This window comes from Amycolatopsis sp. NPDC049691 (genome assembly GCF_040675005.1).
In the GTDB taxonomy this organism is placed as follows: Bacteria; Actinomycetota; Actinomycetes; order Mycobacteriales; family Pseudonocardiaceae; genus Amycolatopsis.
Genome location: NZ_JBFANX010000020.1, coordinates 18,907 through 37,645 on the forward strand (window position 1 = coordinate 18,907; position 18,739 = coordinate 37,645).

Annotated in this window: 22 protein-coding genes; 14 read left to right on the forward strand and 8 right to left on the reverse strand. The window is 70.2% G+C overall.

Going from position 1 to position 18,739, the window contains the following annotated elements; genetic code table 11:
• Nucleotides 1-4 precede the first annotated feature (4 nt).
• A complete protein-coding gene (locus AB0J40_RS35355; RefSeq protein ID WP_364462129.1) occupies nt 5-304 on the reverse strand; it encodes a hypothetical protein in 300 nt (99 codons plus the stop codon).
• Here AB0J40_RS35355 and AB0J40_RS35360 point away from each other — a divergent pair.
• Nucleotides 291-1,760 (forward strand): hypothetical protein, encoded by a 1,470-nt coding sequence (locus AB0J40_RS35360; RefSeq protein ID WP_364462131.1) that lies wholly within the window; start codon nt 291-293, stop codon nt 1,758-1,760. The genes AB0J40_RS35355 and AB0J40_RS35360 overlap by 14 nt on opposite strands.
• A gap of 48 nt (nt 1,761-1,808) precedes the next feature.
• Here AB0J40_RS35360 and AB0J40_RS35365 read toward each other — a convergent pair whose 3' ends face one another.
• Together AB0J40_RS35365 and AB0J40_RS35370 are read right to left on the reverse strand one after the other, a co-directional pair.
• Nucleotides 1,809-2,576 (reverse strand): M15 family metallopeptidase, encoded by a 768-nt coding sequence (locus AB0J40_RS35365; RefSeq protein ID WP_364462134.1) that lies wholly within the window; start codon nt 2,574-2,576, stop codon nt 1,809-1,811.
• A gap of 46 nt (nt 2,577-2,622) precedes the next feature.
• Entirely contained in the window at nt 2,623-3,123 is a 501-nt protein-coding gene (locus AB0J40_RS35370) for an Lrp/AsnC family transcriptional regulator (protein ID WP_364462137.1), read from the reverse strand.
• A 95-nt stretch (nt 3,124-3,218) separates the two neighbouring features.
• Here AB0J40_RS35370 and AB0J40_RS35375 point away from each other — a divergent pair, with 95 nt between their 5' ends.
• The 7 genes from AB0J40_RS35375 (at nt 3,219) to AB0J40_RS35405 (ending at nt 10,001) form a co-directional block, all read left to right on the forward strand.
• A complete protein-coding gene (locus AB0J40_RS35375; RefSeq protein ID WP_364462140.1) occupies nt 3,219-4,388 on the forward strand; it encodes an MFS transporter in 1,170 nt (389 codons plus the stop codon).
• 95 nt (nt 4,389-4,483) lie between these two features.
• Entirely contained in the window at nt 4,484-5,125 is a 642-nt protein-coding gene (locus tag AB0J40_RS35380) for a zinc ribbon domain-containing protein (protein ID WP_364462143.1), read from the forward strand.
• Between the two features lie 305 nt (nt 5,126-5,430).
• Entirely contained in the window at nt 5,431-7,287 is a 1,857-nt protein-coding gene (locus AB0J40_RS35385; protein ID WP_364462146.1) for a hypothetical protein, read from the forward strand.
• 54 nt (nt 7,288-7,341) lie between these two features.
• On the forward strand, nt 7,342-9,024 hold the full coding sequence (locus AB0J40_RS35390) for a hypothetical protein (RefSeq protein ID WP_364462148.1): 1,683 nt from the start codon (nt 7,342-7,344) through the stop codon (nt 9,022-9,024).
• Between the two features lie 26 nt (nt 9,025-9,050).
• Complete coding sequence (locus AB0J40_RS35395; RefSeq protein WP_360768190.1) at nt 9,051-9,257, forward strand: hypothetical protein; 207 nt, start codon at nt 9,051-9,053, stop codon at nt 9,255-9,257.
• Nucleotides 9,258-9,271: 14 nt separating this feature from the next.
• Entirely contained in the window at nt 9,272-9,490 is a 219-nt protein-coding gene (locus AB0J40_RS35400; protein WP_364462151.1) for a hypothetical protein, read from the forward strand.
• A 52-nt stretch (nt 9,491-9,542) separates the two neighbouring features.
• Nucleotides 9,543-10,001, forward strand: a complete 459-nt coding sequence (locus AB0J40_RS35405; protein ID WP_364462154.1) for a hypothetical protein — start codon at nt 9,543-9,545, stop codon at nt 9,999-10,001.
• Here the strand turns inward: AB0J40_RS35405 and AB0J40_RS35410 are convergent.
• Nucleotides 9,994-10,473, reverse strand: a complete 480-nt coding sequence (locus tag AB0J40_RS35410; RefSeq protein ID WP_364462157.1) for a GNAT family N-acetyltransferase — start codon at nt 10,471-10,473, stop codon at nt 9,994-9,996. The two genes, AB0J40_RS35405 and AB0J40_RS35410, sit on opposite strands and share 8 nt — an antisense overlap.
• A gap of 58 nt (nt 10,474-10,531) precedes the next feature.
• On the opposite strand from AB0J40_RS35410, the gene AB0J40_RS35415 reads away from it, so the two are divergent.
• The gene (locus AB0J40_RS35415; RefSeq protein ID WP_364462159.1) at nt 10,532-10,753 is read left to right on the forward strand and encodes a hypothetical protein; all 222 of its coding nucleotides are present in this window, start codon (nt 10,532-10,534) and stop codon (nt 10,751-10,753) included.
• Here the strand turns inward: AB0J40_RS35415 and AB0J40_RS35420 are convergent.
• From AB0J40_RS35420 to AB0J40_RS35435, 4 genes are read right to left on the reverse strand one after another with little or no spacing between them, the layout of a single operon-like run.
• Nucleotides 10,734-11,345, reverse strand: coding sequence for a hypothetical protein (locus AB0J40_RS35420; RefSeq protein WP_364462162.1), 612 nt, complete (start codon nt 11,343-11,345; stop codon nt 10,734-10,736). The two genes, AB0J40_RS35415 and AB0J40_RS35420, sit on opposite strands and share 20 nt — an antisense overlap.
• Nucleotides 11,345-12,499: a hypothetical protein gene (locus AB0J40_RS35425; protein ID WP_364462165.1), complete on the reverse strand. Its 1,155-nt coding sequence runs from the start codon at nt 12,497-12,499 to the stop codon at nt 11,345-11,347. Before AB0J40_RS35425 ends, AB0J40_RS35420 begins: the two co-directional genes overlap by 1 nt.
• Nucleotides 12,496-12,702, reverse strand: coding sequence for a hypothetical protein (locus AB0J40_RS35430; protein WP_364462168.1), 207 nt, complete (start codon nt 12,700-12,702; stop codon nt 12,496-12,498). Before AB0J40_RS35430 ends, AB0J40_RS35425 begins: the two co-directional genes overlap by 4 nt.
• Nucleotides 12,618-13,148, reverse strand: coding sequence for a YbaB/EbfC family nucleoid-associated protein (locus tag AB0J40_RS35435; RefSeq protein WP_364462557.1), 531 nt, complete (start codon nt 13,146-13,148; stop codon nt 12,618-12,620). The genes AB0J40_RS35430 and AB0J40_RS35435 overlap by 85 nt, the downstream gene beginning before the upstream one ends.
• Nucleotides 13,149-13,418: 270 nt before the next feature.
• On the opposite strand from AB0J40_RS35435, the gene AB0J40_RS35440 reads away from it, so the two are divergent.
• From AB0J40_RS35440 to tuf, 5 genes are all read left to right on the forward strand, one after another.
• The gene (locus tag AB0J40_RS35440; RefSeq protein ID WP_086675507.1) at nt 13,419-13,574 is read left to right on the forward strand and encodes a hypothetical protein; all 156 of its coding nucleotides are present in this window, start codon (nt 13,419-13,421) and stop codon (nt 13,572-13,574) included.
• A gap of 488 nt (nt 13,575-14,062) precedes the next feature.
• The gene (rpsL, locus tag AB0J40_RS35445; protein WP_003102113.1) at nt 14,063-14,437 is read left to right on the forward strand and encodes a 30S ribosomal protein S12; all 375 of its coding nucleotides are present in this window, start codon (nt 14,063-14,065) and stop codon (nt 14,435-14,437) included.
• A complete protein-coding gene (rpsG, locus tag AB0J40_RS35450; protein ID WP_003102106.1) occupies nt 14,437-14,907 on the forward strand; it encodes a 30S ribosomal protein S7 in 471 nt (156 codons plus the stop codon). Before rpsL ends, rpsG begins: the two co-directional genes overlap by 1 nt.
• Nucleotides 14,908-14,970: 63 nt before the next feature.
• Nucleotides 14,971-17,070, forward strand: coding sequence for an elongation factor G (gene fusA / locus AB0J40_RS35455; RefSeq protein WP_364462171.1), 2,100 nt, complete (start codon nt 14,971-14,973; stop codon nt 17,068-17,070).
• Nucleotides 17,071-17,201: 131 nt separating this feature from the next.
• A complete protein-coding gene (tuf, locus tag AB0J40_RS35460) occupies nt 17,202-18,395 on the forward strand; it encodes an elongation factor Tu (RefSeq protein ID WP_364462174.1) in 1,194 nt (397 codons plus the stop codon).
• Nucleotides 18,396-18,739 lie beyond the last annotated feature (344 nt).

Consider the following 18,739-nt stretch of genomic DNA (forward strand, 5'->3'; position numbering starts at 1 on the left):
TGAGTCAACGAGAAAGGCCCTCGCCGGGTTCCGGCGGGGGCCTTTCCCGTTTCTCAAGCAGCGCGAGATCCATCGCGCGCTCTTTCGCCGTTCTCGCCGCCGCGGCTCTGCTGACCGGCGGAATCGCCGTCCCGGCCGGGGCGGACGAGCCGGCTTCGACGGCACCGTCCACGGTGGAGGCGCCGAGCACTCCGGCGGCGCCGGTATCCAGTGCGCCGAGTTCCAGCGCGCCGGAAAGCGCGCCGGTGAAACAGGCCGCGCCGGTGCAACGGGCCCAGGTCGAAATCTCGGTGGCGCTCGACAAGACCACCTACCGGACCGATGAGGACATCCGCTTCACCTTCACGGTGACGAACACCGGCTCGACCACCGCGAAGGGCCTCTGGGTCTCCCAGCACATCATCGAGCCGACCGACCTGTTCGTTCCGTACGACCCGGGCTGGGGGCCGCTCACGTCCGGCAAACCCGGCGTCGACCTCGAGCCCGGCAAGTCCTTCGTGTTCCACGGCACCGGGAAGGTCCGCGAGGTCGACCAGGCCACCACCGTCCTGCGGGGCGTCGTGTTCGACGCGACCCACTTCGGCGTCGGCGAGTTCTCCGCGGACGCGAAGGTCGTCCCGGCGCCCGGCCACGCCGAAGGCGTCGTCTACGGCGACAAGAACGGCAACGGCAAGCGCGATCCCGGAGAGGAGCTGGCGGGTGCCAAGCTCACCCTGCGGTACGTCAACGGCGGCGGCACGCACACCGCCACGAGCGGCCCCGACGGGACGATCGTCTTCGACGTCCCGGGTGCGGAGTACTACGTCGGCGGCGAGGTCGTCGACGGCTGGCTGATCCCGCTCCGGGTCGTCCGGATCGGCGCGGACACCCACCTGGACGTCCGCGGGGCACCGCCGCTGAACGGCGCGCTCAAGGCGTCGATGGCCTTCACCCAGAGCAGCTACCAGGCCGGCGAGCCGGCGCACGTCACCGTGACGCTGTCGAACTCCGGCCCGATCCCGCTCCGCGGCGTCGTGGCCGAGTGCAACCGGGTCGGCAACGACTACATCCTGAAGGGCACCGGACCCGGCTGGGGCGATCTGGTCTGGTCGCGCGGGGTGACTCTCGCCGCCGGCGAGACCCGCACGTTCGATGTCACGGAGACGGTGCCGAAGGCCGCGTTCAACCGCGGTTTCGTCGCCGCCTACTGCGACTTCGGCTACTACGAAGTCGACATCGACAACCACGCGCAGGCCCGCGCCGAGGCCGCGGTGCCGGGTGCCAAGGGCAATGTGGTCGGTGATGTCACCCACGGCACGGGGCAGGGGCTGGCCGAGGTCAAGATCGTGCTGGTGTCCGACCGACACTGCCCGGTCACCGGCGAGGCGACGACCGATGCGAAGGGACACTTCGAGTTCCACGACGTGGTGCCCGGACCCGCGTACCGGCTGTACCTCCTGCCGCCGAAGGGCTGGAAGGTCAAGTACGAGAACCCGACCTCGATCGACGTCTGGGGAGGCCAGGACAGCCGGGTCGGGATCGACGTCGTGGAAGGCGACGCGCCGCTGCCGACGGTGCCCACCAATCCGGCGGACTGCACCGCCACCACCCCGACGTCGACCACCGCCGCGGCCGGCGGCTCCGGGGGCGGGCAGAGCGGCGGCAGTGGCCTCGCCAGCACCGGCGTCGACGCGCTCGGGCTCGGCGCGCTCGCACTCATCGCTCTCGCGCTCGGCGGTGGCCGGGTGCTCGGCGCCCGCCGGCGTCGGCGCTCGGCCTGACGCACGAAAACAGCGGCCCCGGTCCACAACGGACCGGGGCCGCCGTCGTCAGCGGAGGCCGCAGCGGGACACCGGGAAGTCGAAGTACGTGTCCGGGAACGGCTCGCCGTTCAGCGTGTAGTGCCACCACTCCTCGGGCAGGTTCCGGAACCCCGCCGCCGTCATGGCGTTGCGCAGCACGTCCCGGTTCGTCCGGGCGACGCCGGTGATCGCCGGGTTGTCCGTGTGGGCCAGCGGGTCGAAGCAGTCGTACCCGGTGCCCATGTCGACCATGTTGTCCGGGAACCGCTGGTCCTGCGGTGCGAAGCACGGCTTCAGCGGCTCGCCGGGACGGTACGGCCGCTGGTGCCGCGGTGGGAGCTTCACCAGCGTGAGGTCCATCGTGCTGCCGCGGCTGTGCCCGGACTTCTCCGCGATGTACCCCTCTTCGAACAGCCGGTCCTTCTCGACGTTCGGGTAGAACTCGGCCTTCATCTTCTCGTCGGCGAGGTCCTTCGCCCACCGCACGAAGTGGTCGACCGCGCGCTGGGGGCGGTAGCAGTCGTACACCTTCAACGTGTAGCCCTGCCGGAGCACCTCCGCCTGCGCCTGCCGCAACCCCGAAGCGGCCTGGCGGGTCAGGATGCAGGTGGGCTCGAGGTACCCGTCGATCCGCTGCCCGACGAAGTTGTGCCGGGTGGCGTAGCGGATGTCCTGCAGGATCGACGGCGCCACGTCGGACAGCGCGACGAAGTCCGAAGCCGGTGCGGCCTGGGCGGGGACGGCGATGGCGGCCGAGGCGGTCAGAGCCACGACCAACGCGCGGAAGATCGGCATCCCTCTCGTCTACCAGCTCGGCACCGGACGGACAGCCGCCAACCGGTCAGGACCAGCCTTCGGGTGTCGTCGCGCGGAGGAAGTCGTCGGACGGCGGCTGCACCGGCCTGCCCTCGAACTGCGTCGACAGCACCACCGACGACCGCAGCTCACCGTGCTTGCCCAGCCGCTCCAGCAGACCCTCGAAGTGCTCGAGCGAGGCCGCCCGGATCTTCAGCATCGTGCAGTGGTCGCCGGACAGGCGGTGGATCTCCACGACCTCCGGGTAGTCCTCGGACTTCGACGTCTTCAACAGGCAGCTGCTCAGCGCGCAACGCATCTCGACGAACGCCTGCAGCGGCTGGCCCGCGCGCCGCGCGTCGACCTGCGCGCGGTAGCCGGTGATCACCCCGGTCTCCTCCAGCCGCCGCACCCGCTCGGCCACCGCCGGCGCCGACAGGTTGATCCGGCGGCCCAGCTCCTTGAACGACAGCCGCCCGTCGGCCTGCAGCAGGTCCAGCAGCCGCCAGTCGACGTCGTCCAGCGGCTTTTCCGAACGGAAGGTCATGGGCCCCATTTTCCTTCCGAACCGCGGCCGTGGCCACGGATTTGCCGTTCGCCGCCCCTTCGAACGCACCCCGGAAGTTCCTAAAGTTGCTGGTCATGGGGACTTTGACGGTGACCGGCCGGGCCCGGTCCATGGGAGCGCTGTTCGCCGGCGTCGCGCTGCTCAACACCGCGACGGTCGGGCTGAGCACGGCGGCGACGCTGATCGTCGCCGCGGGCAGCGGGCCGGGGTGGAGTGGCCTGCCGAGCGTCGCGAACGTGCTCGGCACGGCCGCCGGCGCGCTCGGCGCGGGCCTGCTGCTGCCGACGTACGGCCGTCGTCGCGTGCTGGCCGCCGGGTACGGCGTCGCCGCGGCGGGGGCGCTGGTCGCGTTCGCCGGCGCGCTGACGACGTCGCTCGTGCCGCTCCTGCTGGGCATCCTGCTGGTCGGCCTCGGCAACGGCGGCGCGCAGCTGTCGCGCTACCTGGCCGCGGACCTCTACCCCGAGGAACGCCGGGGCCGCGCGCTCTCGAACGTCGTGTGGGCCGGGACCGTCGGCGCGCTCGCCGGGCCGGCGCTGATGGCGCCGGCGGCGGACGTCGTCACCGGCTTCGGCTGGCCCGCGCTGTCCGGGCCGGTCGCCGTCGCGGTCCTCGCCACGGCTGGGGCGGCGCTGGCGGCGGCGTTCCTCCCGCGGCACGTCCCGCCCCCGCGGGAGAAGCCGGTGGCCGGGCCGGTGCGCGCGACCGGCGTCGCGCGGCCGCTGGTCGCGATGGTCGCCGCGCAGCTCACGATGGTCGCCGTCATGACGATGACGCCGTTGCAGCTGCAGAACCACGGGCACGGGCTCGACGTCGTCGGCTGGGTGCTGAGCGCGCACCTGTTCGGCATGTTCGCGCTGGCGCCGCTGTCCGGCCGGATCGCCGACCGCTGGGGCCCGAGCGTCACCGTCAACGCGGGCCTGGGTGTGCTCGCCCTCTCGACGGCGACGGCGCTCGCGGCCCCGACCGCGCACACGTCCGGCCTGCCGGTGGCGTTGTTCCTGCTCGGGTACGGCTGGAACCTGGTGTTCGTCGGCGGCAGCGCGCAGCTGACCCGCGACCTGGCCCCCGCCACGCGCAGCCGGGTGCAGGGCACCGTCGACGCGGTCGTCTGGTCGGCGTCCGCGCTCGCCGGGCTGGGCTCCGGGCAGCTGTTCGCCGGCGGCGGGTACGCGCTCGTCGCGGTAGTCGGCGGGGTGCTGGCTCTGCTGCCGCTGGTGTTGCTCGTTCCCCGGCGGCTGTGACATTCGGTGATCTTCCCAGGTCAACGGACCGTAGTGGGGCTGTTGTAGGCAAAATTCTCGTCCCGGCGGCCGCTGCGGGCTGGCGAAGATGGGCCGTGGCTGACTCTGTGCCCTTCACGGACAACTTCTCGGACCTCTCCAACACGCAGGGGTACCAGTTCGAGTTCCGGTGCGAACGCTGCGGCAACGGCTATCGATCCGCCTTCCAGCGCGACAACGTCGAGACCGGGCGAAGCGTGCTTCGCGCCGTCGGTTCCTTCTTCGGCGGGACGCTGCGGGACCTGAGCAACTCGGCGGACCAGTGGCGCTACGACCGCGCGACCAACTCGCCCGCCAAGGACAAGGCGCTGGCCGCCGCCGTCAAGGAGATCACGCCGAGCTTCCGCCAGTGCCGCGGCTGCGGCGACTGGATGTGCCAGGACCAGTGCTGGAACGAGGAGATCGGACAGTGCCTGCGCTGCTCTCCGAGCGTCGCCGAGGAGATCTCGCGTGCGCAGGCGTCGGCGCAGCGCGACCAGATCTGGGACAAGGCCCGCGAGAAGGACTGGACCACCGGCCTTGACATCGACACGCGCGCCAAGGTCACCTGCCCGGGCTGTGGCCTGAAGGCCGACGGCGGGAAGTTCTGCTCCTCCTGCGGCACGTCCCTGGCGCTGAAGGTCGCCTGCGGCGGTTGCGGGAGCGAAGCGAACAAGCCGGGCGCGCTGTTCTGCTCGGACTGCGGCACCAAACTCTGACCGGAGTTCCCAGCACTTCATAACGAAATCATAACGAGCAGCCCCGGCGTTCAGGCGCCGGGGCTGCGCCATTGTGACCAACAGTGACGCCGCCGGTTGGTCTAGTCGCTCCCCTCACCTGTTTGGCGTAGCAGGGGACGTCAAATCGGCCCACTTCGTGGGAGATTAACCCTTTCGGGTCGGTTCTCATTCTTTGATCACGGCTGGACCCTTTGCCCGCTTGGCGCGAATATCCCGTCCAGGTCGGCTGACGTCAGCTTTCCGTTGTGTCCCAACGGTTTCCAATCGTGAGAACAGGGAGAACCATGCGATCGACCCCGTTGCGCCCCGGCCGGTGGCGAAAGGTGGTGACCGGCGCCGCCGCACTCGCCCTCGCGGCCGGCGCGGTCACGTACACCGGCTCGGCCACCGGCGCCTACGCCGACGTCCAGACGATCACCGACGCGAAAACCGCGTCCGACGGCAAGCAGTACTGGGTGCAGAACCACCTGGTGGCCAAGGATCTCGCGGCCGAATCGCGGTCCGCGGGCGGGACGCCGAAGAAGTGGCTGCTGGTCTGGGCCGGTGACGAGAACATCGCCGACACGCTCGTCAAGGACGTCAAGAACCTGCCGGGCACGCTCGGCGGTGGCCTCAACAAGATCAAGAACGCGTTGCCGGGGCCGGACTTCCTCGCCGTCATCGACGCGACGCAGGGTTCGCCGACGTACGGCAAGGTCGTCAACACCGCGACCGTCGGCCCGCTGGTCGAAAACGAGCCGCACCACATGCAGTACGTGTGGCACAAGGGCGACACGATCTACGCGGGCGCGCTGTTCGCCGCGGCGACGTACGCCTTCGACGTCAGCGCGTTGCCGCAGCTGAAGCTCAAGGGCGTCAGCCTGCCGACCAACACCCTCGGCGGCAGCGTCCCGGACGCCTACTGGGTGCTCAAGGACGGCACCGCGTACGGCACGTACATGGGCGGCCCGGTCGTGCCCGGCCCGCACGCGTACGCCGACGGCTCCACCCAGATCGGCAACGGCTTCGCGGGCAGCCCCGGCGAGGTCGTCCACTTCGGACAGAACGCGCAGGTGCTCTCGGAGTCGCCGGCGGCGACCCCGCAGGGCGACAACGCCAAGCTGTGCGACAACCTGCCGCAGCTGGGCACGCCGACCTGCGCCAACCCGCACGGCATCCAGGCCCGCGAGGACCTGAACACGCTCGTCACGAGCGACTACGCCGAGCCGCGCAACATCATCCTCGACCCGGTGAAGCAGCCGTCGCCGTACCTGCGCCGGCCGACCGTGCGGACCTGGGACATCTCCGACCGCAACCACCCGAAGCTGAAGTCGGTGTCGTACCTGCAGGACGGCCCGCGCGCCGATCCGGCCGACCCGCTGCACGCCGAGAGCCGCGCGGTCATGGAGACCACGGTGACCAACCTGCCGGGCCACAAGGGCGCCTTCGCCCAGACCATGCAGGGCGGCGCGGTGTTCTACACGCCGGACATCACGGCGAAGGAGCCGCACTGGATCGAGGTGTTCGACGACGGCGCGGCGAACAAGTCCATCTATGCGAACAACGACTCGAACGGCGCCAGCTCCAACGGCGGCTGGATCCAGACGAGCCCGGACGACAAGTACCTCTACCGCGCGATCGTCGGGCGGCAGAAGGGCACCCTCTCGGCCGACGACCCCGGCACCACCGGCGGCGTCTACGTCCTCGACATCCAGAAGCTGGTCAACGCCGGCGACCGGATCGAGGACATCCAGGGCCGGGTCGACACGAAGGCGAAGGCGCAGCAGGGCGGCGGCGGCGACCTGCCGACCGTCGTCGGCGCGGCCTCGATCAACCCCGGCACGCCGGGCGCGGGCCCGCACTGGGGCGCCTACGACAACTGGGCGCTCGGCGACGACGGCTTCTACCACGAAACCACGTCGCCGCAGCACCTCGCGGTGTCGAACTACTTCGTCGCCCGGTCCGGTTTGGACGGTGACCACAAGGTCAACCTGCTGAACCTCGGGCCGGACGGGAAGGTCTCGGTCGACTCGAACTTCCGGGACGAGTTCACCGGGCAGGTCGGCATCAACTTCAACCGCAAGTCGTGGCCGCACGGGGACTTCGGCAACGCGAAGCCGCACTCCGAGCTGTTCGTGGTCGCCGACGCGAACATCAAGTAGCCGACGCGGGCGGGGTCGTTCGCGGCCCCGCCCGCCTCTCCTCGGAAGGTCCCGATGGAACACGACCACTCCGCGACCACCGGTTCGTCCACTGTGGACATCTTGGCGCTGGTGCTCCGGCTGGCCCTGCTGCTGTCCACGGCGTTCCTCGCCGGTGGCGGTCTCCTGCGCACGCCGGGGCAACGGCCGCGGCGCACGCTGTACGTCCTCGGCGGGGTTTCGGCGCTGCTCGCCGTGGTGTCGGCCTTCGCCGCCGACGTCAACGTGATCGCGCTGGCGATCCACGTCGTGCTCGCGGTGGCGGTGCCGGTCCTCCCGCGGGCCACCCGCTGGACGTCGGCCGCGCTGCTGGTGCTCGTCGTGCTGGAGACGTCGCTCGGCGGCACCGGCGTCGAGTTCGCGATCGACACGGTGTTCGTCGCCGCCGCGGCCGTGTGGTTCGGCTTCGCGCTGCTCGGCCCGGCCACGACGGCGGCCGTCCGGCCCGGGCCCCTCGCGCTCACCCTCGGCGGCCTGCTGGTGCTGGCCGGCGCGGTCCGGTTCGGGGTGTCCGGCCTCGGCTTCGACCGGCGGCTCTACAGCACGCTCTTCGGGCTCGCGGTGGTCGCCGTGGTGGTGCTGCCGGTGGTGGCGAGCGTGCTCGCCGGGGTCTTCAAGGCCCGCGCTTACCGGTTCGGCGTGCTCGGCGTCGCGCTCGGGTTCGTCGCGTGGAGCGCGCTCGGCGCGATCCCGGTGCCGCCGCCGCTGCCCGTGCCCGGCGTGCCGCTGCTCGCCGACGACGCCGGGTTCCCGGTGCTCGTCAGCCCGCAGCGGCCGGGCCGCAACGTCGTCCACTTCCCGGCGAGCGCGGGCGACGACCTGTCCGTGGGGGCTGGTGGGCTGGTCACGAAGGCCGTCGCGCGGCCGGGCGCCGAGGGCACCTGGGCCGACGTCGAGCTGCCGCCCGGCCGCAGCGACCTGGAAATCCGCCGCGGTGACGCGACGAGCGTCGTCGAGGTCGACGCGGGGACGGCGGCCGGTCCGGCGATCACCGACGCCGACGCGCCGGAATGCGCTTCGGCCGCGCTCGGCGGCCTGGTCGCCGGCCGCGCCGACGTGCTGAGCGCGTGCCCGTCCGACGCGCTGACGCCGGAAGACGGGGGAGCGCTGGTCAAGCTCGTCGAGTTCCTCGCCGGGCGCAAGCCGTCCGCGCTCACGTTGGTCGAGGACGACTCACCGCGGGGGGTCGCGGCCGCGAAGCTGGTGCGGGAAACCTCGGCGCGCACGGGTCTCGCCGTGCGGCCGGACGCCGGGCCCGACACCGCGCTCGTCGTCGTTTCCGGCTGGAGCGCCGGGTATACGGCGATGACGCGGGCCGCCGAGCTGCAGCGCCTCGAACCCACCCACCAGTACGGGCTCTACCTGGCGCCGTGGCTGCTGAACGGGCCGATCGTCAACGCCGTCGCGAGCGCGTCGCTGCCGCTGCGGTTCGACCCGCGGGAGGCGACCGCGGTCGGGTACGCCGTGGCGGTCGGCGACCGCTTCGGCGGCGAAAGCCCGACGCTCGGCGGCTTCCGCACCTGGCTGGGCGCGGACCGGCCGGCGGGTGACGTGCAGATCTTCGCCGCCGCCCAGGTCAACGCCATGCCGATGTACCCCACCGAACCCCACGCCACCGGAATGGTGATGAACCGCGACTACGCGGGCCAGTGGGTCCCCGACGGAACCATCGTGCCGATCACGTCGGTTCTCCGCTGAAAAACCCTTGCAACGAAAGGAAAAGCATGAAGCGTCTTGCTGCCCGCGTGCTGCTGCCGCTCGTCGCGGCGACGGCGTTCACCGGCCTCGCCGCCGGGGTCGCCTCGGCCGACCCGACCGACGGTTCCGTCTGGCTCGTGCCCGGCGTCGACCTCGGCAGCGTTCTCGGCCCGCTCGGCCAGCCGGTCGACCTGCTCGCGCCCGTCTTCGACCTGATCACCGCTGTTTCCTGAACGGGAGAGAACCCATGAAGAAGACCCTCGCTGTCGCCGTCCTCACCGGCGCCGCCCTGTTCGGCGCGGCGGCGCCGGCGCTGGCCGCCGACACCCCCGGTGTCGTCGTGGTCGACGAGCCGGACACCAGCGGCCTGAACAACATCTGGACGTTCGCGCCGCTGGGCGTCCCGGTGCTCGGCCTGATCCAGTCGGTCAACGGCGTGCCGGGCAAGCTCCTGCCCTCCTTCTGACCCGACGGCGGCCCCTCGCCCGAGGGGCCGCCGCTTTCCCTTGGGAGTAACCGTGAACCGGCAGCTGCTGGGCAGGCTCGGCATCGCCGTGATCGCGATCGCGGCGGTCACCGCGGGCATTTTCATCCTCGGCGACGACGGCTCGCCGCCGCCTTCGCCGTCGGTCGCGGTGGTGGGGGAGCCGTCGTGGTCGTCGGTGCCGCCGCGCACGATCATGGCGACGGTGACGTCCACCTCGACCCCGCCGGCCCCGTCCGGCTACCCGGTGACCTACGAGCTGGACGGCACCGGCACGGCGACGGTCGTCTACGACGCGAACGGCCTCGGCCTGGTCCACCAGGAGCTCGCGGTCCCGTTGCCGTGGCGCAAGGAGCTCTCGTGGGCGGCGCCCGGGTCGATCCAGCTGCTCGGGCAGGGGACCGGCGCGGTCGAATGCCGCGTCACGGTCGGCGGGCGGGTGGTGAAGACGCAGAAGTCGGCGCCCGGCGAGGTCGCCGCGTGCGTCAGCTGAGGGCCTTGGCGAACCAGTGCTCGGCGAACCGGTCGTCGTTGAAGGGGTCGACTTCCTCGTAACCGACCTTCGCGTACAGCGCGCGGGCCTCGACGAGGTCGTGGCGGGTGTCGAGCCGCATGAGACGGGAGCCGAGCCGCCGGGCGGTTTCCTCGGCGGCCGCCACCAGCGCGGGCGCGCCGCCGGTGCCCCGGTGCGCCGGCTTGACGAAGACCTTGGTCAGTTCGCTGATCCCCGGCGCCACCACGCGGGTCCCGGCGCAGCCCGCGACCGCCCCGCCGAGGTACCCGACGAAGAAGGCCCCCGTGGGCGGCACCAGGTCGGTGCCGGGCTCGTCGGCGAGCGCCTGGTCGATCTCGGCTTCGGTGGCCTGGCGCCCGTAGTAGCGCGAAGCGACTTCATCCATGTAGGCGCGCATGATCGCGACGGCGTCCACCCGGGCGACGTCGATCTGGGTGATCTTCCAGTTCACGTCCTCATCCTGGGGTCGCTGTCCAGCGAATTCGCGTGGCGCCGGGCACGATGAGGACATGACGACTGTCACGAAGCGCCTCGCGGTGGTGGCCGTTCTGCTGATCACGGTGGGCGCGATCCTGCTGTCGGTGGGGGCGATCGGTTTCCAGTCGGACAAGCAGGCCGACGCCAACATCGGCGCGGGGTTCGCCCTGCTGGCCGGCCCCTACATCGTGGGGCTGGGCCTGGTGTTCGCGTTGTCGGCGGGCTTGACGCACCTCACGACGCGCCGCCGCTGACGCTCCACAGCGCCGCGGGCAGGCTGTCGGCCAGGTCGGCGAGGTAGCCGGCCTCGGCGACGATGTTCTGCCGGGTTGCGCAGCCCGGCCCCCACGTCCGCGCCGAGCCGTGCTCGACGACGACGTCCCGCCGCGCGAACCGCGGGGTGGCGGCCAGCCAGCGGCTCAGCTCGCCCTCGAGCCGCGGGTCCGTGGGCATCGACACCGTCCCCGCGGTGATCCGCAGCTCGGGGCTCGGCGGCACCCGCACCTGCGTGACGTGGATGTCGCGGAAGTAGGTGTGGTCGTCGAAGTGCCGGTACGGCTCCTGGGCGTCGATGGCGATCACCGGCCGGTCCCCGTGGCGGAATTCGATCCACGTCGTGGTGCTGCCGGCCAGCGGGCGGCCGCTGGGGTGGCCGACCCCGAACGACGGAACCGCCCGCGTGTCGCTCGGCACGCCGCTGTCGAAGGTGCCGCCGCGCTCGGCCGCGAACGCCTTGAACCAGTGCTCCTTGCGGCTTTCGACGAACTTCGCGTGCGACCGCCACCAGATCGCGGCCGCGCCCGCGAACACCGCCGCGATCAGGACGATCACCACCACCACGGGCATCAGAAGTCCAGGTCCTCGCGGGTCTGTTCGTCGGATTGGTGCCGGCCGGTCTCGCCGTAGCCGCTCGCCTTCTTGGCGTTCTTGACGTGGCGGTCGAGCTTGCCGAGGTGGTCGTTGAGCGTCTTGGCCGGGTTGTCGCCGGGCTTGGCCGGGTTGAACCCGAAGACGCTCTTGGCCGCGGCCTCGCCGCCCTTCTTCGCCATCTCGGCCAGCGCGTTCTTCCCGGCCCGCTTGCCGATCATCCCGTCGGCGCCCGTGAGCTTGCCGGCCAGGCTCTTGCCCGCGTCCCGCTCGGCGATCTCGCCCAGCTTCTTCGCGGTCTTGCCGTCGGCGAAGACCTTGCCCAGCTTGGTCGCCGCGAGCTTGGCCTTCATCTTCCGCAGCCAGTCGAGGATCTTCTGCAGCAGCTCGCGGACCTTCGACACCTTCTGCGTCGTCTTCGCGGCGGTCGTGCCGAGCTTGACCTCCGACGCCGTGCCCGCGGTGGCGACCGAGGCCCCGCAGGTGGGCACCGCGGCCGCCAGCGCCGGGATCCAGATCATGACCAGCCAGGTGACCAGCTCGGTGAGGATCGCCTTGATCAGGTCCTCGACGAAGCTCATCAGCATGCTGCTCAGCTGCAGCATCCGCGCCTGGTCGCCGGACTTCGCCGAGACGCCGCCGATGCCGTGGGCGAACTCGCCGAGCGACCGGCGCGCGGCGTCGCCCGCGTCGCCCCGCCAGCCGGCCAGCGAGGTGTCGGCGACCTCGGCGAAGTTCTTCGCCAGCTGGTCGAGCCCGGTGGCGATGGCGTTGAAGTTGTCCGCGGCGACGCCGAGTGCGGGCCCGTCTCCGCTGACGAAGTGGATCGCGTCCTGGATCGGCTGGACCGCGCTGATCAGGAAGTTCAGCCCCTGCCCGACGAGCCAGCCGAGCGGGTCGGTCGCGATGTCGGTGATCGTGCTCGCGCTCGACTGGATGAAGCTCGTCGTGTCGGTCGCGATCGTGCCGAGCCCGAGCGCGATGTCGACACCGTCCGGGTGCGGCGCGCCGGCGGCCTCGACCACCGAGACGACGTCCTTGCCGACGGTCACCGCGCTGCCCACGAAGGGCGTCGCCTTGACCGCGTGGCCGACGTTCACCCCGAGCACGGTCGTGGGGTCGTCGCTCTTCACGCTGACGCCGCTCGCGGGCCGTCGAGCTGGACCTCGAGCCGGCCGAAGAACGCCGCGTGGTCGTCTTCGGTGCCCTGGTAGACATCGGCCGCATCGGTGAACTTCGCCTGCGCCGACGTCAGGCCCTCGGCCATCGACGCCAGCAGGTCACGCAGCTCCTGGAGGGTTTCGTCGTACCCGCGCTTGGTGAACAGGCCGACCACGCCCCACGACTTGTCCCCGACGTCGGACTGGCCGACCTTCTCGGTGTGTCGCCCGCGGACCCACCACCCGCGGGTGGCGGCTGAGGTGCGTCCGCTTGCCGAAGGACACGCTGCTCGGAGAAGTCCTCCGGCGGGGCCGCCTCTTCCCGCGTGAGCTTCGACCGCAGTTCCCCGACGGTGGTTCCGAACGCCTCCGCCTGCGTCTCGAGGACCTGGTCGACCAGGCCGAGCTCGTCGCCCAGGTGTTCCCGGACGAGCACCACCTGGCGCCGCGCGGCCTCGCCGACGGCTTCCCGGAGCGTCGCCATGAGCGCCGCGGAGAGGGCCTGCGCGCCCTTCGCGAGCGCGGCGTCGGTGAACTTGACGTCGAGGACCGCGCCGCCGGGCCCGGTGACGACGGTCACGCCGCCGTCCGGCGAGGAAGCGCTCGCCCGCAGCTCGGTCAGCTGCTACTGCATCGCGCCGAGGCCGGCGAACCGGTCGTCGACGTTCCGGATGCCCGACTGGAACCGCTCGAACTCGGCTACCAGCTGGTCGAACTCGGCCGCCATGCCCCTCGTTCCCTCCCGTGCGCGTGCTGCTCACCACTCATCGTGGCCCTTCGGCGACGGTGTGACGCACGGAACGCCGGATCCGATCCCACTGCATCACCCGGTCGGGTAATGGGTAGGTTGCCGCCGCAAGGGGAAGCAGGGGAACAGCGCTAGGAGTGCGTGATGAGCAGCAGCGAAGGGGCCGGCCGGCCCGACGAAGAACCGAAGTCGACGGGCAGCCACGCGGCGCCGGAGGGGGCCGGGGTGCACCCGCTCATCGACCTCTCGCGCGACCCGAACCCGGGCAAGCCGGACCACGCGAAGCCCGACGAGGACTGACGCCGGCGGGCTCCGGCCCGCTCGGGCCGGTGCCGTGGACGGCTCGTCCCGGCACCGGCCGCCGCGCGCCCCGGCCGCGGAACATTCCCGGGGCCCGCGGTGTTGGAAACACTGCCGGGAATCGCCCAGGGCCCCGCGGGCCCGGCGGACCGGCACGCCACCACGACCGGACTCCGGAACATCCCCCGGCGGGGCGGCACCGAGAGGTAGGCTGGAGGTTCGCCGACCTTCAGACCCCCCGCCGCGTTCCGTCCGGACCCGGGCGGGTATCTTTGGAGACCGTGCCCGGCAGGCGTCGGGCCGCTCCGCGTGCCGTGCGCATGGGCGGGGTGCTCAGGCACCCGGTCACCGGCTTCGGCAGGTCGGGGTTCCGACGGAAAATCCCTCCGGGAAGTTACCGGTCGAGAGACCGTGACGCGGGCCGACACGCCCGACCGCGGGGGCCGGTGAAGACACGAAGAAGCAGATCACGACAGGAAGCTGGTCCATTGCCCACGATCCAGCAGCTGGTCCGCAAGGGCCGCCAGGACAAGGCTGCCAAGCAGAAGACCGCGGCCCTCAAGGGGAGCCCGCAGCGGCGTGGCGTGTGCACCCGCGTGTACACCACGACCCCCAAGAAGCCGAACTCGGCGCTGCGCAAGGTCGCGCGTGTGAAGCTGACCAGCGGCATCGAGGTCACCGCCTACATCCCCGGTGAGGGCCACAACCTGCAGGAGCACTCGATGGTGCTCGTGCGTGGTGGTCGTGTGAAGGACCTTCCGGGTGTCCGTTACAAGATCATCCGCGGTTCGCTCGACACGCAGGGTGTCAAGAACCGCAAGCAGGCGCGCAGCCGGTACGGCGCGAAGAAGGAGAAGAGCTAATGCCCCGCAAGGGTCCGGCCCCGAAGCGGCCGCTGATCTCCGACCCCGTCTACGCCTCCCCGCTGGTCACCCAGCTGGTGAACAAGGTGCTGAAGGACGGGAAGCGGTCCCTGGCCGAGCGCATCGTGTACGGCGCGCTCGAAGGCGCTCGCGAGAAGACGGGCACCGACCCGGTCGTCACGCTGAAGCGCGCCCTCGACAACGTGAAGCCCACCATCGAGGTGAAGAGCCGCCGCGTCGGTGGTGCCACCTACCAGGTGCCGATCGAGGTCAAGCCGGGCCGCTCCACCACGCTGGCGCTGCGCTGGCTGGTCTCCTTCTCGCAGGCCCGCCGCGAGAAGACGATGATCGAGCGCCTGCAGAACGAGCTCCTGGACGCTTCCAACGGCCTCGGGGCCTCCGTGAAGCGTCGCGAGGACACGCACAAGATGGCCGAGTCCAACCGGGCCTTCGCGCACTACCGCTGGTGATTTCCGCCCGGCATCAGATGCAAGCCATGCCGGGCCCCACGCTTGAGACAGGGGAACATTCTCGTGGCACGTGAAGTGCTGACCGACCTCAACAAGGTCCGCAACATCGGCATCATGGCGCACATCGACGCCGGCAAGACCACCACCACCGAGCGGATCCTGTTCTACACCGGGGTCAACTACAAGATCGGTGAAGTCCACGACGGCGCCGCCACCATGGACTGGATGGAGGAGGAGCAGAAGCGGGGTATCACCATCACCTCGGCTGCCACCACCACCTTCTGGGACGACCACCAGATCAACCTGATCGACACCCCCGGGCACGTCGACTTCACCGTCGAGGTGGAGCGCAACCTGCGGGTGCTCGACGGCGCGGTCGCCGTCTTCGACGGCAAGGAGGGCGTCGAGCCCCAGTCCGAGCAGGTCTGGCGGCAGGCGGACAAGTACGACGTCCCGCGCATCTGCTTCGTCAACAAGATGGACAAGCTGGGTGCGGACTTCTACTACACCCTGCGCACCATCGAGGAGCGCCTCGGCGTCAAGCCGCTGGCGATCCAGCTGCCCATCGGCGCCGAGAACGACTTCGAAGGCGTCGTCGACCTGGTCCGCATGAAGGCCCTGGTCTGGCGCGGCGAGGTGCAGAAGGGCGAGGACTACACCGTCGAGGACATCCCGGCCGACCTGGCCGACCGGGCCGCGGAGTACCGCGAGAAGCTGGTCGAGACCGTCGCCGAGACCGACGACGCCCTGATGGAGAAGTTCCTCGAGGGCGAGGAGCTGACCGAGGCGGAGATCAAGGCGGGCATCCGCAAGATCGTCATCAACCGCTCGGCGTTCCCGGTCCTGGCCGGCTCCGCGTTCAAGAACAAGGGCGTGCAGCCCATGCTCGACGCGGTGATCGACTACCTGCCGTCGCCGCTGGACGTCCCGGCCGTCGAGGGCCTGCTCCCCGACGGTGAGACCCCGGCGACCCGGAAGGCTTCGGTCGACGAGCCGTTCGCGGCCCTGGCGTTCAAGATCGCGGCGCACCCGTTCTTCGGCAAGCTGACCTACATCCGGGTGTACTCGGGCAAGGTCGCTTCCGGCGCGCAGGTCATCAACGCGACCAAGGAGCGCAAGGAGCGCATCGGGAAGATCTTCCAGATGCACTCCAACAAGGAGAACCCGGTCGACGACGCCCAGGTCGGCCACATCTACGCGGTCATCGGGCTGAAGGACACCACCACGGGTGACACCCTGGCGGACCCGCAGAACCCGATCGTGCTGGAGTCGATGACGTTCCCCGAGCCGGTCATCCGGGTCGCGATCGAGCCGAAGACGAAGGCCGACCAGGAGAAGCTGTCCCTGGCGATCCAGAAGCTGGCCGAAGAGGACCCGACGTTCCAGGTCAAGCTGGACGAGGACACCGGCCAGACGATCATCGCGGGCATGGGCGAGCTGCACCTCGAGGTGCTGGTGAACCGGATGAAGTCCGACTACAAGGTCGAGGCGAACATCGGCAAGCCGCAGGTCGCCTACCGCGAGACGATCAAGAAGACGGTCGACAAGCTGGACTACGTCCACAAGAAGCAGACCGGTGGTTCCGGCCAGTTCGCGAAGGTCATCGTGAAGCTGGAGCCGCTCGAGCGCACCGACGGCGCGCTCTACGAGTTCGACAACAAGGTGACCGGTGGTCGCGTGCCGCGGGAGTACATCCCGTCGGTGGACGCGGGCGCGCAGGACGCGATGCAGTACGGCGTTCTGGCCGGCTACCCGCTCGTCGGGTTGAAGTTCACCCTGTTGGACGGTGCGTACCACGAGGTCGACTCTTCGGAGATGGCGTTCAAGATCGCCGGTTCCATGGCGATGAAGGAAGCCGCGAAGAAGGCCGGCCCGGTGATCCTGGAGCCGATGATGGCGGTCGAGGTGACCACGCCCGAGGACTACATGGGTGACGTCATCGGTGACCTCAACTCCCGCCGTGGTCAGATCCAGGCCATGGAGGAGCGGTCGGGCACCCGCGTCGTGAAGGCGCTGGTCCCGCTGTCGGAGATGTTCGGCTACGTCGGCGACCTCCGGTCCCGCACCCAGGGCCGGGCGAACTACTCCATGGTGTTCGACTCCTACGCCGAGGTTCCCGCGAACGTCGCGAAGGAAATCATCGCGAAGGCGACGGGGGAGTAAAAACCCCCACCGCGCGCGGGCATTAAGGGACTCTCCTGAACGTCCGCTAGCACCGACGAAGGAACATTCGGAGGGCAGCAGCCACGCTGCCCTCCGAGCACAAAGCGAAACCAGTCCAGGAGGACATTCCAGTGGCGAAGGCGAAGTTCGAGCGGAGCAAGCCGCACGTCAACATCGGGACCATCGGTCACGTCGACCACGGCAAGACCACGCTGACCGCGGCGATCACCAAGGTTCTGCACGACAAGTACCCCGAGCTCAACGAGTCGCGTGCGTTCGACCAGATCGACAACGCGCCCGAAGAGCGCCAGCGCGGTATCACGATCAACATCTCGCACGTCGAGTACCAGACCGAGAAGCGTCACTACGCGCACGTCGACGCCCCCGGTCACGCGGACTACATCAAGAACATGATCACCGGTGCCGCCCAGATGGACGGCGCGATCCTGGTCGTGGCCGCGACCGACGGCCCGATGCCGCAGACCCGCGAGCACGTGCTGCTCGCCCGCCAGGTCGGCGTGCCCTACATCGTGGTCGCGCTGAACAAGGCCGACATGGTCGACGACGAGGAGATCCTCGAGCTCGTCGAGCTGGAGGTCCGCGAGCTGCTGTCCTCGCAGGAGTTCCCGGGCGACGACGCCCCGGTCGTGCGCGTCTCGGGCCTCAAGGCCCTCGAGGGCGACGAGAAGTGGGCCGAGGCCGTTCTCGAGCTGATGACCGCCGTCGACGACAACGTGCCGGACCCGGTGCGTGAGCTCGACAAGCCGTTCCTCATGCCGATCGAGGACGTCTTCACCATCACCGGTCGCGGCACCGTCGTCACCGGCCGCGTCGAGCGTGGCGTGGTCAACGTGAACGAAGAGGTCGAGATCGTCGGCATCAAGGAGAAGTCGCAGAAGACGACTGTCACCGGTGTCGAGATGTTCCGCAAGCTGCTCGACTCGGGCCAGGCGGGCGACAACGTCGGCCTCCTGCTCCGCGGCATCAAGCGCGAGGACGTCGAGCGCGGCCAGGTCGTCGTGAAGCCGGGCACCACCACCCCGCACACCGACTTCGAGGGCCGGGTCTACATCCTGTCGAAGGACGAGGGTGGCCGTCACACCCCGTTCTTCAACAACTACCGCCCGCAGTTCTACTTCCGCACCACCGACGTGACCGGCGTCGTGACCCTCCCCGAGGGCACCGAGATGGTCATGCCGGGCGACAACACCGACATCTCGGTGCAGCTGATCCAGCCGGTCGCCATGGACGAGAACCTGCGCTTCGCGATCCGCGAGGGCGGCCGCACCGTCGGTGCGGGTCAGGTCACCAAGATCATCAAGTGATTCGACGCCCCGCCCGGGGGGTAATACACCCCCGGGTCAGGGGCGTCAAATCACGTGTGCGACACTATTCAGGTTGCTCGTCCTGGGGCGGCCGACTCCTTCGGGGTCCGGCCGCCCTGGTGCGAGTGGCCACGGTCCGCCGAGCTCTTCCTTCGGGTTGCAGGCGAGCGGGCAAAGGCAGTGAGACGGTCAGCCGGCTCATAGCCTCCTCACGTTGAGGAAGACCAGGCAAGACGACGATCCCGCGGGATCCGTCTGTGCGTCGGGCGCGACACGCCCGACCGCGTGGACCGGGGACAGGGCCGTTGAACTGCGGAAACCCAGCGTCAGGGTGGAAACACCCG

Excerpts from the sequence above, each read along its gene's own strand:
- rpsG (WP_003102106.1), top strand. The coding sequence starts at position 14,437 with ATGCCCCGCAAGGGTCCGGCCCCGAAGCGGCCGCTGATCTCCGACCCC.
- AB0J40_RS35420 (WP_364462162.1), bottom strand. The coding sequence starts at position 11,345 with ATGCCCGTGGTGGTGGTGATCGTCCTGATCGCGGCGGTGTTCGCGGGC.
- AB0J40_RS35385 (WP_364462146.1), top strand. The coding sequence starts at position 5,431 with ATGCGATCGACCCCGTTGCGCCCCGGCCGGTGGCGAAAGGTGGTGACC.
- AB0J40_RS35400 (WP_364462151.1), top strand. The coding sequence starts at position 9,272 with ATGAAGAAGACCCTCGCTGTCGCCGTCCTCACCGGCGCCGCCCTGTTC.
- AB0J40_RS35415 (WP_364462159.1), top strand. The coding sequence starts at position 10,532 with ATGACGACTGTCACGAAGCGCCTCGCGGTGGTGGCCGTTCTGCTGATC.
- AB0J40_RS35365 (WP_364462134.1), bottom strand. The coding sequence starts at position 2,576 with ATGCCGATCTTCCGCGCGTTGGTCGTGGCTCTGACCGCCTCGGCCGCC.
- AB0J40_RS35440 (WP_086675507.1), top strand. The coding sequence starts at position 13,419 with ATGAGCAGCAGCGAAGGGGCCGGCCGGCCCGACGAAGAACCGAAGTCG.
- AB0J40_RS35375 (WP_364462140.1), top strand. The coding sequence starts at position 3,219 with ATGGGGACTTTGACGGTGACCGGCCGGGCCCGGTCCATGGGAGCGCTG.
- AB0J40_RS35370 (WP_364462137.1), bottom strand. The coding sequence starts at position 3,123 with ATGACCTTCCGTTCGGAAAAGCCGCTGGACGACGTCGACTGGCGGCTG.
- AB0J40_RS35395 (WP_360768190.1), top strand. The coding sequence starts at position 9,051 with ATGAAGCGTCTTGCTGCCCGCGTGCTGCTGCCGCTCGTCGCGGCGACG.
- AB0J40_RS35390 (WP_364462148.1), top strand. The coding sequence starts at position 7,342 with ATGGAACACGACCACTCCGCGACCACCGGTTCGTCCACTGTGGACATC.